This window comes from Desulfothermus sp. (genome assembly GCF_053993635.1).
Genome location: NZ_JBMYBT010000069.1, coordinates 43,636 through 57,774 on the forward strand (window position 1 = coordinate 43,636; position 14,139 = coordinate 57,774).

The 14,139-nt window shown below is 36.4% G+C and carries 18 protein-coding genes and 1 riboswitch; of the genes, 7 read left to right on the forward strand and 11 right to left on the reverse strand.

Annotation, left to right across the window (positions count from 1 at the left end):
* The first annotated feature begins 7 nt into the window (after positions 1-7).
* From ACY2V1_RS05590 to ACY2V1_RS05600, 3 genes are all read left to right on the forward strand, one after another.
* Complete coding sequence (locus ACY2V1_RS05590) at positions 8-307, forward strand: hypothetical protein (RefSeq protein ID WP_461833811.1); 300 nt, start codon at positions 8-10, stop codon at positions 305-307.
* A 168-nt stretch (positions 308-475) separates the two neighbouring features.
* Positions 476-1,510 carry a TAXI family TRAP transporter solute-binding subunit gene (locus tag ACY2V1_RS05595; protein WP_461833812.1) on the forward strand — a complete coding sequence of 345 codons (1,035 nt, stop codon included), beginning with the start codon at positions 476-478 and terminating at the stop codon, positions 1,508-1,510.
* Positions 1,511-1,645: 135 nt separating this feature from the next.
* Positions 1,646-3,700 carry a TRAP transporter permease gene (locus ACY2V1_RS05600; protein WP_461833813.1) on the forward strand — a complete coding sequence of 685 codons (2,055 nt, stop codon included), beginning with the start codon at positions 1,646-1,648 and terminating at the stop codon, positions 3,698-3,700.
* A gap of 131 nt (positions 3,701-3,831) precedes the next feature.
* On the opposite strand, the gene ACY2V1_RS05605 is transcribed toward ACY2V1_RS05600, so the two are convergent.
* Genes ACY2V1_RS05605 through ACY2V1_RS05615 form a run of 3 tightly spaced genes read right to left on the reverse strand, consistent with a single transcriptional unit; the run spans position 3,832 to position 5,797 of the window.
* Positions 3,832-4,296 carry a universal stress protein gene (locus ACY2V1_RS05605; RefSeq protein WP_461833814.1) on the reverse strand — a complete coding sequence of 155 codons (465 nt, stop codon included), beginning with the start codon at positions 4,294-4,296 and terminating at the stop codon, positions 3,832-3,834.
* A gap of 30 nt (positions 4,297-4,326) precedes the next feature.
* Positions 4,327-5,226 carry a D-alanine--D-alanine ligase family protein gene (locus ACY2V1_RS05610; RefSeq protein ID WP_461833815.1) on the reverse strand — a complete coding sequence of 300 codons (900 nt, stop codon included), beginning with the start codon at positions 5,224-5,226 and terminating at the stop codon, positions 4,327-4,329.
* Positions 5,189-5,797, reverse strand: coding sequence for an HD domain-containing protein (locus ACY2V1_RS05615; protein WP_461833816.1), 609 nt, complete (start codon positions 5,795-5,797; stop codon positions 5,189-5,191). The genes ACY2V1_RS05610 and ACY2V1_RS05615 overlap by 38 nt, the downstream gene beginning before the upstream one ends.
* A gap of 139 nt (positions 5,798-5,936) precedes the next feature.
* Between ACY2V1_RS05615 and ACY2V1_RS05620 the strand changes: the two genes are divergently transcribed.
* The 4 genes from ACY2V1_RS05620 to thiC all read left to right on the forward strand — a co-directional run bounded on the left by ACY2V1_RS05620 (position 5,937) and on the right by thiC (position 9,289).
* Complete coding sequence (locus ACY2V1_RS05620; protein ID WP_461833817.1) at positions 5,937-6,149, forward strand: FmdB family zinc ribbon protein; 213 nt, start codon at positions 5,937-5,939, stop codon at positions 6,147-6,149.
* 48 nt (positions 6,150-6,197) lie between these two features.
* A riboswitch (TPP riboswitch) is annotated at positions 6,198-6,296 on the forward strand.
* A 111-nt stretch (positions 6,297-6,407) separates the two neighbouring features.
* A complete protein-coding gene (locus tag ACY2V1_RS05625; RefSeq protein ID WP_461833818.1) occupies positions 6,408-7,196 on the forward strand; it encodes a sulfide-dependent adenosine diphosphate thiazole synthase in 789 nt (262 codons plus the stop codon).
* Positions 7,197-7,199: 3 nt separating this feature from the next.
* Positions 7,200-7,985: a bifunctional hydroxymethylpyrimidine kinase/phosphomethylpyrimidine kinase gene (gene thiD, locus ACY2V1_RS05630; RefSeq protein WP_461833819.1), complete on the forward strand. Its 786-nt coding sequence runs from the start codon at positions 7,200-7,202 to the stop codon at positions 7,983-7,985.
* A 47-nt stretch (positions 7,986-8,032) separates the two neighbouring features.
* Complete coding sequence (thiC, locus tag ACY2V1_RS05635; RefSeq protein WP_461833820.1) at positions 8,033-9,289, forward strand: phosphomethylpyrimidine synthase ThiC; 1,257 nt, start codon at positions 8,033-8,035, stop codon at positions 9,287-9,289.
* 45 nt (positions 9,290-9,334) lie between these two features.
* On the opposite strand, the gene ACY2V1_RS05640 is transcribed toward thiC, so the two are convergent.
* From ACY2V1_RS05640 to ACY2V1_RS05675, 8 genes are all read right to left on the reverse strand, one after another.
* The gene (locus ACY2V1_RS05640; protein WP_461833821.1) at positions 9,335-9,940 is read right to left on the reverse strand and encodes a CDP-alcohol phosphatidyltransferase family protein; all 606 of its coding nucleotides are present in this window, start codon (positions 9,938-9,940) and stop codon (positions 9,335-9,337) included.
* 9 nt (positions 9,941-9,949) lie between these two features.
* Complete coding sequence (locus ACY2V1_RS05645; RefSeq protein WP_461833822.1) at positions 9,950-10,690, reverse strand: SagB/ThcOx family dehydrogenase; 741 nt, start codon at positions 10,688-10,690, stop codon at positions 9,950-9,952.
* A 51-nt stretch (positions 10,691-10,741) separates the two neighbouring features.
* Complete coding sequence (locus ACY2V1_RS05650; RefSeq protein WP_461833823.1) at positions 10,742-11,293, reverse strand: TVP38/TMEM64 family protein; 552 nt, start codon at positions 11,291-11,293, stop codon at positions 10,742-10,744.
* A gap of 287 nt (positions 11,294-11,580) precedes the next feature.
* Positions 11,581-12,225 (reverse strand): redox-sensing transcriptional repressor Rex, encoded by a 645-nt coding sequence (locus ACY2V1_RS05655; RefSeq protein ID WP_461833824.1) that lies wholly within the window; start codon positions 12,223-12,225, stop codon positions 11,581-11,583.
* A 94-nt stretch (positions 12,226-12,319) separates the two neighbouring features.
* Positions 12,320-12,646 carry an ATP synthase F0 subunit C gene (gene atpE / locus ACY2V1_RS05660; protein WP_075068631.1) on the reverse strand — a complete coding sequence of 109 codons (327 nt, stop codon included), beginning with the start codon at positions 12,644-12,646 and terminating at the stop codon, positions 12,320-12,322.
* Positions 12,647-12,712: 66 nt separating this feature from the next.
* On the reverse strand, positions 12,713-13,417 hold the full coding sequence (gene atpB / locus ACY2V1_RS05665) for a F0F1 ATP synthase subunit A (RefSeq protein ID WP_461833825.1): 705 nt from the start codon (positions 13,415-13,417) through the stop codon (positions 12,713-12,715).
* Positions 13,383-13,865 carry an ATP synthase subunit I gene (locus tag ACY2V1_RS05670; protein WP_461833826.1) on the reverse strand — a complete coding sequence of 161 codons (483 nt, stop codon included), beginning with the start codon at positions 13,863-13,865 and terminating at the stop codon, positions 13,383-13,385. The genes atpB and ACY2V1_RS05670 overlap by 35 nt, the downstream gene beginning before the upstream one ends.
* Positions 13,822-14,079, reverse strand: a complete 258-nt coding sequence (locus ACY2V1_RS05675; protein ID WP_461833827.1) for an AtpZ/AtpI family protein — start codon at positions 14,077-14,079, stop codon at positions 13,822-13,824. Before ACY2V1_RS05675 ends, ACY2V1_RS05670 begins: the two co-directional genes overlap by 44 nt.
* Positions 14,080-14,139 lie beyond the last annotated feature (60 nt).

The following is a 14,139-nucleotide window of genomic DNA, read 5'->3' on the forward strand; positions in this document are numbered from 1 at the left end:
AATAATTGTGCTGGACAAAGATAGCTGTATTCCACACATCATCTCAAGATTAAAGAAATTACAGATTGGGGAGAAGTTGGAACTGACTCCCTATAAAAGAAATAGGTGTGTGTTGTTTGAAAAAATAGCAGAAGACCAATTTTTAGTTAAAGAGGATGGTTTTTATAGAGATGAAAATCGTGTATCCTGGAATCAAATAACAAAGACCCTAAAAAAAATTTTAAAAAAGGAATTCCCACGAAGTCACAAAATAAGGGTCTATTTCCTGTCCAGAGACGAACACAAAAAGTCCCTTAAAAAATTATAATACCTGTCAAAAAAATTTTAATAAAATCTTTTTAATCAATAAACACTGTTTTATTGATAGTTGACAATTACCCCATATTGCATTTATTATCGTTACCACTAGTTCTAGTAGCTAAGGTAGGGGTTAATTGGTTTAATTATTTAATTAAAATCTGTAGGAGGAGGACTCATGAAGAAAATTTTATCAATTATTTTAGCATTATGCGTCACTTTGATCTGGACGCCAATGGGGTTTAGTAGAACCAAGTTTGTAACAATTGGTACTGGTGGAGTTACAGGGGTATATTACCCAACAGGTGGCGCTATTAGTAGGATAGTAAACAAAAAGTCCAAACAATATCATTTAAAAGTCACTGTTGAATCCACTGCTGGATCTGTGTACAACATCAATGCAGTGTTATCAGGTGACTTGGAATTTGGTATAGCCCAATCTGATAGGCAGTATCAGGCCTGGTATGGCCTTGCTGAATGGAAAAATAAAGGACCACAGAAAAACTTAAGATCAGTATTTTCCATACATCCAGAATCAATTACACTAGTTGCAAGGGCTGATGCAGGAATTAATTCCCCTGCAGATCTAAAAGGAAAAAGAGTAAATCTAGGAAATCCTGGTTCAGGACAGTTGCAAAATTCAAGGGATGTGTTAGCTGCTTTTGGCCTGGATGAAAAAAAAGACATCAAGGCTGAATATGCCAAGGCAGTTGAGGCTCCATCACTTCTACAGGATGAAAGGATTGATGCTTTCTTTTACACTGTTGGACATCCAAACGGCAACATCAAAGAAGCAACTGCAGGAAGAATTAAGGTAAAGATAGTCCCAATTACTGGAGCGCCTGTTGAAAAACTCCTGAAAAAATATCCATATTATGCAAAATCAATTATCCCACATAAATTTTATCCCGATGCTGTAAATGAAAGTGATGTACCCACCATTGGAGTAAAGGCTACCTTTGTAACATCTAAGAAGATCAGTCCTAAAATTGTATATGCAATTACTAAGGAAGTATTTGAAAATTTTGATCAATTCAAAAAACTACATCCTGCCTATGCTGTTTTAACCAAAGAAAATATGTTGCAAGGACTTACTGCTCCTATCCACAGGGGAGCACTTAAATATTACAAAGAATCTGGGTTAATAAAATACCTAAAACCAGAATTAATCCCTGAAAAATACAAAAAGAAATATTTAAAATACCTAAAATAGAAAAAACTCAAATCAAAGGGGAGAGGCTAACAACACGCAGAAACGTAAAAATTTGAACGTTTCTGCGTGTTAAGTTTTATATATATTTAGGCTATTATTTATCATCTCTCCTTTATCAATTAACAAGAGGATGTTATGGTTGATAGAGTAGAAAAAGCTAAAGAGATCCTAAAAGAAGAGACTGGTGAACTCAGGCAATTTAGACCCTTTGAAAAATATTTGTTTAACACAATAGCAATATGTTGGGCCATTTTTCAGCTCTCCCTTGCAAGTTTTCTTATTATGAACAGCACCTATGTTAGGGCCATCCACCTTGCTTTTGCAATATCTCTGGTTTTTCTGACCATTCCCCTATTTAAAAAGCCTAAAAAAAGGCTAAAATTTTTGAGTGTAACAGATAAAATCCCGTTAATTGACTATATATTTGCAATAGCAGGTGCACTTTCAGCTCTGTACATAGTTTTAGACTACAATGGACTTGCCATGAGAGCAGGGGCTCCTTTAACACGAGACATTGTAATTGGCTTACTAACGGTTATTTTGCTCCTTGAGGCTACACGAAGATCAATAGGTCCTGCCCTATCGATTATAGCAATAATTTTTTCTTTGTACGCATTTTTTGGCCCATACATGCCAGATGTACTTGCCTATAAAGGTGTCAACTTATCCAAATATGTAAGTCAAATCTCCTTATCCACTGAGGGAATTTATGGAATTCCCCTAGGGGTTTCTGCAACCATTGTTTATTTATTTGTGCTTCTTGGGTCTATGCTGGAAAAGGCTGGCGCAGGCAAATTTTTTATTGACCTTGCCATCTCACTTCTTGGAAAATTTAAAGGAGGCCCGGCCAAGGCAGCCATTGTATCAAGTGCATTAACTGGACTTGTCTCTGGATCTAGTATAGCCAATATTGTTACCACTGGTACTTTCACAATTCCTCTGATGAAGAGTGTGGGATATCCACCAACCAAGGCTGCTGCAACAGAAGTGGCGGCAAGTACAGATGGACAGCTTATGCCACCTGTTATGGGTGCTGCAGCCTTCATTATTGCGGAATATGTAAATGTTCCGTATATTGAAGTAATAAAGGCAGCAGCAATTCCTGCCTTTGTATCATATTTTGCCCTATTTTTTGTAACACACTTAGAGGCAAGTAAACTTGGGATGAAAGGACTTCCCCCTGAAAAAATTCCCAGCTTCTCAGAAACATTAAAAAATGGAATCCACTATTTAATTCCTATTGGGCTGTTAGTATATGAACTAGTGGTCCTGAGACATTCACCAGAATTGGCTGCCTTTAGATCCATTTTGGTATTGGCAGGTATTATCCTGGTTCAAGAAACAATTAAAGTAAAAAAAATGGATAATTCTCAAAACATCTTTATTACTGGAATAAAAAATAGCTTAAAATTAATAGGTGATGGGTTTGTTGGTGGATCCAGAAATATGATTTCTGTGGCCCTTGCATGCGCATCTGCTGGTATCATAGTTGGACTAGTAAATACAGGTATAGGAAGCATGATAACCGAGATTGTTGAACAACTTGCCCAGGGTAATATTTTTCTTTTGCTCCTTATAACTGCCATTGCATCCCTATTACTGGGAATGGGACTCCCAACAACTGCCACCTATATTGTTATGGCCTCCTTGACTGCTCCAGTTATAGTAGAGGTTGGGAGTAGATATGGATATTTTATCCCTTTAATGGCAGCCCATCTTTTTTGCTTCTATTTTGGAATCCTAGCAGATGACACACCTCCTGTTGGTCTTGCATCTTACGCAGCAGCAGCCCTTGCAGATTCAGAGCCTATTCCAACTGGTTTACAGGGATTTTTATATGACATGCGAACTGCTGTAATTCCTTTTATGTTTGTGTTCAATCCAGACCTTATACTCCATCACATAAATAGCTGGAGCTTGGGAATTTTAATATTTATCATGGCAGTATTTGCATCCTTTGCCTTTACCAGTGTACTTCAAGGCTGGCTTTTAACCAAAAATAAATGGTATGAAATACCATTTCTCTTAGCAGCATCTCTTATATTATTTAATCCATCAATAGGAATTCAACTTTTACATCTACCCGCAAAGCTAAAATATATGATGTATATTCCAGGCCTAGCCCTATTTGGATTTGTAATGTTACTTCAAAAAATAAGGATGAAGACAGAGATGTCATACGCAGCTTAGCGTAACTTTTAACATCTTCCAAAAACTTGAGCTAAAAAATTGGCAGGTAAAAGTATGGGGATAAACGCATAAATATTTATGCGTTTATCCCCGTTTTTATTGTTAAAATTTTTGTATAACTAAAAATCCAGTTACTTGTGTGTATTCTTTGGTCTTCTCGTTATAAGAACACTTACTGGGGAGCGCCTTGCAACTTTTTCAACAGTACTTCCATAAAAAAATTTCTTTATGCTGGTCCTACCATGGGAACCCATGACCACCAAATCGTATATACCCTTTTCTATTTCTAAAAGGCCTTCTACATAGGGGATTCCCCTTCTAATAACTTTTCTGACCTCTATTTCTTTTAAAACTGGAATCCTTTCTTTTAATCCTTCAAACTGTTCATTTATTTCATTATCTATCTGTTCTATCACCTTTTTCAAATAATCCTGTCCTCCATAAAGAGACAATTGGCTCTCATCATGGGCAACGTGGAGGATTGTTAGCTTACATCCAGACATCTTTGCTAAACTTCCAGCAATATTTACTGCATATAGGGAATCTTCACTAAAATCAGTCATGACCAAAATATGGTTGTAAAAGGTGTTCTCCATTTACACTACCTCCTAAATACAAATTCTTCTCTAGGTTAATCCCAATTCAATTAATCTTTTAATCAATGACTTAAAGTCAATACCTACAGCAGCAGCTTCTTGGGGAAGCAGACTGGTCTCAGTCATACCAGGCAGGGTATTTACTTCCAGTACATAGATCTCATCACCTCGCACAATAAAATCTGTTCTACTGTACCCAGAAAGTCCTAATATGTTATGACATTTAAAGGCCAATTCCATAATTCTCTCAGTCAAATCCCCAGATATAGGTGCAGGGCATATCTCCTTAGCAGCTCCTTTGGTATATTTACTGTAATAATCAAAAAAATGAGATTGTAAACCGGGCTCAATCAATACTGGAGGAAGAGGACTATCCCCTAAAACACCGCAAGTAATCTCCGTGCCGTCTATTCTTTCCTCAATTAAAACCCCTTCCCTTTGCTCCAAAATCCTTTTCATGGTCTTATTTAGGCTATCCATGTCTTCAACCATCTCTATATCAACACTAGATCCCCCTGTATTTGGCTTTACTACCAAAGGAAAATCCAATTTTGGCGTCCAATCATCTCCTGGCATAATGGGAACAAACTCCCACTTTGGGGTATTTATTTCATTTTCTTCAAAAATTATCTTACTACACACCTTATTTAAGGCAATCATTGATGGTCCAGGACCTGAGCCCTGATATGGACAACCAAACCTTTCCAACATGGCCTGAACCAGGCCATCTTCTCCTGGTGATCCATGCAAATTTATAAAAGCAAAGTCAACTTCTTTTGCCATTTTGGGCAACTTCTCAAGATCCTTTGCCAAATCAAAAAAAATCACTTCATGTCCAAGGTCTTGAAGGGCTTTTTGTATAAAATTTGCTCCATTTAAGGATACCTCTCTTTCAGCTGACCATCCCCCTGCTATTAATAATATACGCATCTAAATCTCCCCCTATAATTTTAGTTAATGTTTCCTCTATCTCTCTTGCTTGTTTAAACGAATACAATATCCGCTGCATCCTTTCATAGGTTTTACCATACCTTTCAAGTATATAACTTTGCCTTTCTTCTAAACTAACAATCATGTCGTGGTTTACCCTTTTGTCAGAATACACTATAATCAAAGGTAGCCAATATTTTTTTAAATCAATTGGGCCAGGCCAAAATACATGGTGCATAATTCCATGGGATATTGCGTAATTTTTGGTCCTATCTAACATCCACACAGCTCCAAGTTGAGAATGATAGCCCCCGTTTTTTATGGTATAAGTCTTTGCTATATCGTGAAGTAAGCCTGTCACATATGCAAGGTTCTCATCTACCAAAAAACCCTTTTCTTTTAATTTTACAGAAATATTCAGGGCTATTTTAGCCACCATCCTGCTGTGATCCCTTATGTGATCCATCATTCCATATTCATCCCAAAGCCTGTAACATTCTTTTTCACTTGGAATATAGCCGTAACTTAATATCTTGAAAGGAATAAAAATCTTCTCAAAGTTTTTATACATATCTTATTACCTACTAAGTGATTTTGTTAATTACTTATTTTAAGAAAAAATTTAAAAAAAAATCAACTTGAAAAAATAAATTCTTCTGTATAATGTCTCAAACAGTTTTGATATCACATCATAATAGAGGAGGCCGACCATGCCCATTTACGAATATAGATGTTTAAATTGTTTAAGGGACTTTGAGCTTGTAATTTTACCTAAAGAAGTAATTACTCCAATTTGTCCAAAATGTGGCTCTAACAATGTAGAAAAAAAAATATCTGCTGCATCTATTAGGCCAAAGGGAATCCCAAAAGGAAAGGGCGGCTTCAAGGTACCCGAATGTATGAATAGGGAAAGAAAAAATTAGGTCTTGCAAAGATGGCCACTATTATTTAAAATAAAAAGAAATATCCTGGGCTTCCGATTGGGGTGCCCCTAATATTTAGGGGCTGAGATTACACCCATGGAACCTGATCCAGGTAATACTGGCGTAGGGAATCGGAAGGATGCCAGGGACCCACCCTGTCTCCAGCATCCTCTTATTTCCTACCGCGTCCATTTTTTAACTTTGGTTGGGACAAAATGTTCGTTAGCTTTATTTAACTATCAAAAAAGGAGAATTCACATGCCTATTGATGAAACTATTGTAACCGAGGCAATTGCTACTACTTTTTTTGAAAAATTCAAATCTTCACTTGATTTGGATGTGGCCATTGTTGGGGCTGGACCTTCTGGACTTACAGCTGCCTGGAAACTGGCAGAAAAAGGACTTAATGTTGCGATATTTGAAAGGAAATTATCCATTGGCGGAGGCATGTGGGGAGGTGGCGTAACCTGGAACATCATTGTAGTGCAGGAAGAGGGAAAACATATTTTAGATGAAGCAGGCATACCAACTAAGGAATTTAAAAAGGGATATTATACTGCTGACGCAGTTTTAGCAACAACCCAATTGGCTGCAAAGGCTACCCTCTCTGGCGCAAAGATATTCAACTGCTTTTCTGTTGAGGATGTGGTCTTAAGGGTTATTGATGGGGAAAAAAGGGTAACTGGTATTGTTATAAATTCTTCTCCAATTGAAATAGCAGGACTCCACGTTGATCCAGTTGTAATAAAGTGTAAGTACTTGATAGAAGCTACAGGACACGATCTAGAAGTGATAAATACCCTTATTAGAAAAAACGATGTAAGGCTCTTTACCCCTACAGGGAAGATTGAAGGGGAGAAATCCATGTGGGCAGAAGTTGCAGAAGCGCATACCTTGGATAACACAAAAGAGGTGTTTCCTGGTGTCTTTGTTGCAGGCATGGCTGCAAATGCCTGCTTTGGCTCATATAGGATGGGACCAATCTTTGGTGGGATGTTGCTCTCTGGGGTAAAAGTAGCAGAAGAGATAATAAAGAGATTAAAATAAATAATGGCTAAAATTCCTATTGCGCTGACAATTGCTGGATCAGACCCCAGCTCAGGAGCTGGGGTCCAGGTTGATTTAAAGACCTTTTGGGAAAATGGAGTTTATGGCCTCTGTGTTGTAACAGCCATAACATCCCAAAATAGTCAAAAAGTTTTAGATGTATATGGAGTTCCAGAAGATGTAGTTTCTTCTCAATTGCAATGCATCTTTGAAGATTTTCCTATAGATTCAGTAAAAATAGGAATGCTTTTTTCTTCCAAAATAGTGGTTGCTGTCAGTGATATTCTAAAAAGATATAATGTAAAAAACATAGTACTAGATCCAGTAATAAAATCTTCATCAGGATATAAGTTGCTGCAAGATGATGGTCTAGATGTTTTAAAAAACAAATTAATTCCTATGGTTTCTATAATTACTCCAAATATTTTTGAAGCCTCTATACTATCTGATATAAAAATTACAGATGAAGATCAAATTTTTAGGGCAGCAAAAAGAATACATAGATTAGGAGCTAAAAATGTACTTATAAAAGGTGGTCATTTAAATACCAAAAATGAAAGTATAGACTTTTTATTTGATGGAAAATCTATATACAAATTTTCTCAAAAAAGAATCAAAAATAAGGATGTCCATGGTACTGGATGCATACTTTCTTCTGCAATAGCTGCAAATTTAGCAAAGGGATATGATATATTAAATTCTGTAAAAAAAGCCAAATCCTTTATGGAAAAAGTCTTAGACTCTAGTTTGTGTTTGGGAAAAGGCTCATATTTTTGGACAAAACATTAAAAAGACTTTTCATTATAAAAATAATTTAGTCTTGGAGGACCTATTTCATGCTTGAAAAAAATAATATTTTAAATGATGTAATCTATAAATATAGGGAACATTTTTATAAAACAGAAGGACTAGAAATTGATACTATAAAAGAACATGTAGAAAATGGGAGGATAGTTGTATTATACAACCCAAACCACAAAGGTATAAAACCCCTTTTAATTGGCCAGCCATCAAAAATAAAGGTAAATGCCAATCTGGGGACTTCTCCTTTTTTATGTGATGTAAATTTAGAATTATCAAAATTGGATGCAGCCCTAAAAGCAGGTGCCCACACAGTAATGGACTTATCCACAGGAGGGGATTTGGATTCTATTCGCAAAGAAATAATAGAAAAATCCCCTGTTCCTGTTGGGACTGTTCCTATATACAGTGTTGCTCAAAAATACATAAAAAAGGGCCAGGATGTGAGTAAAATCTCTGAAACTGAACTCCTAGAAGAAATAGAAAAACAGGCAGAGCAAGGCGTAGATTTTATGACCTTACACTGTGGAGTCACAAAAAAAGGTTCAGAAATGGCAAAGCACAGGGTTTTGGGAATTGTTTCAAGAGGTGGCTCTATTTTGGCAAAGTGGATGGAAGTAAATAAAAAAGAAAATCCCCTTTTGACCAATTTTGACAAATTATTGGATATCTGTTTGAAATACAATATAGTAATCAGTCTAGGGGATGGACTTAGGCCAGGGGCAATATGTGACGCTGGAGATAGTGCTCAAATGGAGGAGGTTATTGTACTGGGAGAATTAACAAAAAAGGCATGGGAGATGGGAGTTCAGGTTATGATTGAAGGACCTGGACACGTGCCTCTACATCTTATTGCAGCTCAAATTAAGAGCATAAAAACTATCTGTCACAATGCCCCATTGTATGTACTTGGACCTTTAACAACTGATGCAGCTGCAGGCTATGATCATATAACTGGCGCAATTGGGGGAGCAATTGCTGCATATGCTGGTGCAGATTTTCTCTGTTATGTAACACCTGCTGAACATGTTACCTTGCCAAATGAAAACGATGTGTACCAAGGGGTTATGGCGTCTTTAATAGCTGCTAATTCTGCAGAAATTGCCCTAGGATATAGAGATGCAACTAATAGAAGCAAAATGATATCCATGGCAAGGAATGATCTAAATTGGGATGAAATAGTAAAATATGCCCTTGATCCTGATATAATAAAAAAGAGGCGGGAAAAATTTGCAGCCAAGGAAGAATGCGCAATGTGCGGTGAATTTTGTGCTGTTAAGATGTTTAAATAAAAAAAATCGGGGGACAAATCCCCCTATTTTTCCATACTGATGAATTTAGTTGAGTACTTCTTTGGCGCACAAGATCCTCTGATACACAGAAAAGCCCAGGAGCAAGTTGTATATTATCATACTGCATAAAAGCAAAGTATTTTGGTTAAAAAAGAAAAGTAACACACTTAATATCAAAATAAATATAACCCTTTTGGCTCGTTCCATAAAACCTATGTTACATGTACCCCCAAGCCCTTCTATCCTAGCCTTGGTATAACTAAACAAAAGAGTCAAACAAAGGGCTATGAACAACAGTAGTGTCAAGACCATTTTATCTTGAGTTTGTAATGCAACTATCCAAAGCCCCATGAGGTAAAAAAAATCAGACAACCTATCCACAGTAGAATCTAAAAATGCTCCGAATTTTTCATTTCCACCCATTTTACGAGCGAATTGACCATCCAGACTATCACATACAGCAGAAATTAAAATCAGCAAACCACCCAATAATTCTGAAAAATAAAAACCTATTGGTACAAATAGGGCAATGATCCCCCCTATTATTGTTATTTTATTGGGATTTATGTCCTTTTTTTCAATCCTGGCTAAAATAGATCTTTGTAAAACATTGTAATAGATATTTCCAAGCCAACTGTTTCTAAGAGACATCATTCCCCCTTATTTTTTAACCTTTTTCCCAAAAACCAACATATAGACTACACTTTCTTCTTCCCCATCTAAACCAAGTAATTGATTTACCTCATCATCAAAAAATGCTCCTATAGGACAGCTTCCAATAGACATTGATTCTCCAACTAATATCATATTTTGTGCAATGTGACCTGCATCGAGCAAAATATACCTAAGTCCCCTGTGTGAATATTTTGCCATATTACGTCTAAAAACCGCTGACATAATAATTGTAACACCACCTTTAGATACAAAGCCCTGTCCAAGGCTGGCCTGGGTGAGTTCTTTACTAAAATCTCCCCTTTTTATTAACTCCAAGACATGATCCCTTGGAAAATAATGGTAAATACCCCTCTCTATTGTATCTATATTAAAAGAAATAAGATAAATTTCTATTGGATAAAGTGCTCCTGCAGAGGGGACATTTCGAAAATAGAACCCACGCTTTTTTTCTCTGATCCCATATCCAGCCCAGAGAATAGTTGAAAGTTCCTCTAAATTTATGGCCTTTTTATTGAATTCCCTCTGGGATCTTCTATTATTAATAAGAGAGCACAACTCCACATTTAACTTAATCGGTTCTGGCAGGCTAACCATTTCTGAGTTTTGATATATCTTAAAAACATCACAGGGAGCTATCATTGGCCTTTTTAGGGAATAAATATCGTGCCTGCTAAATTTCGTTTTTTGAATATATTGCCATCCCAGACTATTCTTTAAGCCAGGCATAATCACCCCTTATCTTATTCAACACAATGCTATGAAAAATTAAATTTTTGATTACCATTCAATTTTTTTGAATCTCTTTATAAAATTTTTCAGAAGATAGGACCACAGTAAAACAAATAAAATACCAACAATCACTATCAAAATAATGTAGTGATTTTTTCCAGATACAATAATGTTGTGAAGTGAGCCTGCCAAAAAAATACACAGGATTAAATCTGGCAACACCCCGATGATAGTGCCCAATATATATTTAGAAAATTTTATATCTGATAAAGCAGCAGTTACACTTATCACTGTATAACCGATTGGTACCATCCTGAGTATGGCTATTGAACTGACTCCATCATTGCTAATCAACTTATTTAATTTTTTGATTTTCTCCTTAGATAACAAATATTGTTTAACATTAGAACCCAGAGCTCTCACAACAAAAAATGTAACCACAGCACTTAAGATACAACCGACAAGTGAGATTATAAGGCCCTTTAATATGCCAACAAAAAGGGCTGTTGCAGTAGTTAATACAGTCACTGGAAACATAGTCATGCCGGCAACAATAAATGCCATTATAAGTGATGGATATAAAAAAGGCGACTTTTCCATTTTTAACAACAAAGCCCTGAGGTTTTGGGGTTGTGTATACTGTGAGAAAGGCGGCACATGCCACAAAATGGCAAACGTAACTAGAAATAAAACAAAAATGCTCAGAGTCCGCTTACCCTTGTTCATATATTATCCTCAAAGTTCAAAGTAAACGTGAATGGGGAAATACCATCTAGCACTCGCGGATTCAGGCTTGAGACATTTTTCTCCCTCATATTCATACATTCCCCTGATTTTGAGATGTATATTTGATTGAAAAATCTAGCAATGGTGAAAAAAAAGGTCAATTAAATATTCTTGCCTTTGGTTCTTGCAAGATTAAAGGATAGATATATGAGGTGAGTAGAAAAATCTACATAATCAACAATTACACCATCTGGCACTGAAATCCTGGCAGGCGCAAAATTTACAATGGCCTTAATTCCAGCCTCAACAATATGATTTGCTGCCCGCTGGGCCCTTTCTGGAGGGGTAGTTATAATAGCAATCTCAATTTTGAGTTCCTTGGCCTTTTCTTTGAGACGCCTTGTACAAATAATTTCTAATTCACCAACTTTTTCTCCAATTTTAAAAGGATCGCAGTCAAAGGCACCCACAATTCTAAAGCCTTTATAGGGAAGTCCCTTGTGTCTCAAAATTGCACGTCCTAAATTACCAATTCCTACTATGGCACAGTTCCACACATGGTCAAGACCTAAAAAATGCTTTATTGAGCCAATTAAATCTTTTATAAAATATCCAACACCTCTAACCCCAAACTCTCCAAAATAAGCCAAATCTTTCCTTATTTGAGAAGGATTTACACCGCATAGTTCTGCTAATTTACTAGAAGAAATAACATCTTCACCTTCTCTATCTAAATCTTCTAAAACCTGTAGATAAACAGCCATTCTGTGGATGGTTACTTTGGGGATTTTTTCTTTTTTTATCATTTTAATATTGTTTATTTGAGAAAAAATTCACAAGAAATCACAAAAAAGAGGGGGATTTTATCCCCCCCTCATATAAGTTTTTTTATCCAAAAAATTATAGATATGGGTTAGCAAAAAGTATAATCAAATCAATAACTAGAGTATAAATAGCCAGAGACTCAATCATTGCAAGACCAATGAGCATTGTCACTGTGATCTTACCACTAACATCAGGATTCCTGGCAGTACCTTCACATGCGCCTCTTAGACCAAAACCCATTCCAATTCCACAACCAAGAGCTGCGAGACCCATACCAATTGCAGTTCCAATGGCTATCATTGATACTACCTGAGGTGCAACAGCTCCCTCAGCTGCAAAGGCTGCAGAAGCAGCACAAAGAACAGCAACTACATTTAAAAGAGTAAATAGAACCTTACGCATAACCAAACTCCTCCTTACTAAAAATTATATTTGTTTAAGGCCCGCAAAGACCATTTCCCCCTAAGACTAATGTGCCTCTTCAAAGGTCATCTTAAAGTAAATCATTGACAACATAAAGAATATAAAGGCCTGAATTGTATCAGCAAGCCCATATAAAAAGTATATTGGCAATGTTGCTATAACCGGGAGCAACATAAAGAAGAGCATAAGTACCAATTCTTCACCAAATATATTTCCAAAAAGACGAACAGTGAGAGAAAGTGGCCTTGCCAAGTGGCTCAAGATCTCTATGGGTAACATTAGAGGGATTAACCAGGCAATTGGCCCAGTAAAATGTTTAATATACTTTGCACCATGCTCTTTTATTCCCAAAATATTGTACCAAATAAAAACTGTAAGTGCCATTGCAGCATTAGTATTTAAATTCGCTGTAGGCGCATTACACCCTGGAAAAAGACCTATAAAATTGCAAAATAGAATAAAAATAAAAAGTGTCATTAGAAGTGGAAAAACCCTGGCCCCTACAGGCCCCATATTTTCATAAACAAAATCTTCCATCCCCCCTACTATTATTTCCCAAAAATTCTGAAGCCCCCTTGGAACCATAGATAACCTTCTGGTTCCAAGCCATGCAAGGCAAATTAAAATTAACATGACAAGCCAAGTATATAGGATGTGCTGTGGGACTAAACTATGACCGTGCTTATCTACAAGTCCCAAGACATCCATTAACTTTTCAAGAAGCAATACGTGAGGAGCTACTTCTGACATAACTATCTGCCTCCTTGTGGTTAGTTGTAATAATATATCTTATAATCCAAAAAATTATACCCATAAGTATTGTAGATAATCCCACTACAAGGGGATATATCGGCATTTTCAAAAACACTATACATACCAGCAATACTATGCCAGTAAAAATCAATCTAGAATAAAAACTAAATAACAGAGAAAAGACAGATGCCCTCGTATCTCTACTAATAATCAAATCAGGTAATATTCTAGACAACACAATGAAGTTAAAAAAGACCACCAGTCCTCCAACTAAAAATGAACTTGCCCACATAAGACCACGGCTAAATAAAAATCCACAAAATCCGACAACTAAGAGAAGCATTTCTACTCTCAGAATCCAGGTTATTACAGGTTCTGAAGCAATTCGAGGATCTATGAGGCTATTCTTCCTTATTTGTTTCATCTCTTTTTTTACCACTTCCATGAATTCCCTTTATCTCCATATACATATTTTTATATCCAGCAGCAATCCCAAAGAGCAGAAAAATTATTGTCATAATAGGCTTTGTACCCAGCCACTTATCCAAAAAGTAACCTATGGCAAGACCAACAAATGTGGCTGTTACCAGATGAATGCCAACCACACTGGCCTTCATCAGGCTACTTAAATATTCATTATCCCATTTTTTAAAGAACATCCTTTGTTCCTTTATTCACAAACATGTGGAAAGCACATAGCACAGCAAAATCACAAAGTC